Source organism: Rhodococcus sp. T2V, assembly GCF_029269925.1.
Taxonomy (GTDB): Bacteria; Actinomycetota; Actinomycetes; order Mycobacteriales; family Mycobacteriaceae; genus Rhodococcus_F; species Rhodococcus_F koreensis.
Genome location: NZ_JARJBD010000499.1, coordinates 1 through 488, shown reverse-complemented (window position 1 = coordinate 488; position 488 = coordinate 1). Strand labels below are relative to the sequence as shown.

General features: G+C 70.7%; 1 pseudogene. It reads right to left on the bottom strand.

From position 1 onward, the window contains the following. Window positions 1–323 (bottom strand): annotated as a pseudogene (locus P3H15_RS55075) (hypothetical protein); the annotation flags it as partial. Window positions 324–488: the final 165 nt, after the last annotated feature.

Below are 488 nucleotides of genomic sequence, written 5' to 3'. Positions count from 1 at the left end.
CGGCGGCGCGGGGTCGGCCGCCTCCGGGCGCGGGGCGTCTGTTCGGAATCGTCGCCACCGGTCTCATCACCGGTCTCGTCGTCGCCCTCGTCTTCCGCGTACTCCTCGTCCTCGTAGCCGTCCTCGGGTTCCTCGTCGCGGGCCCGCTCCGACTTCTTCTCCTTGCCGGCGCCGCCGAGGAGACCCTCACCCGACTGCAGCCGGGTGTTGAGCGAGTCGATGCGCTGACTGGCCGCGGTCACCGCGGACACCTTGAGGCCGTCCAGACCGACCGCCTGCTGCGCCGGCTTCGTGGTCCGGGGCCTGGGAAGGTGCAGGGCCATCAGAGCGCCCCCTCCCCATCCTCGAAGGCGAACTCGGCGTCGGTGTTCTCGTCCTCGTCGTCGGCGAAGGCCGCCCGGATTACCAGATTCACCTCGTGCACATCCGGAGCCGACGCCAACGCCGACAGGAGTGGGTCGGTGAGGGGCGTGTCCTTCTCCACCGCC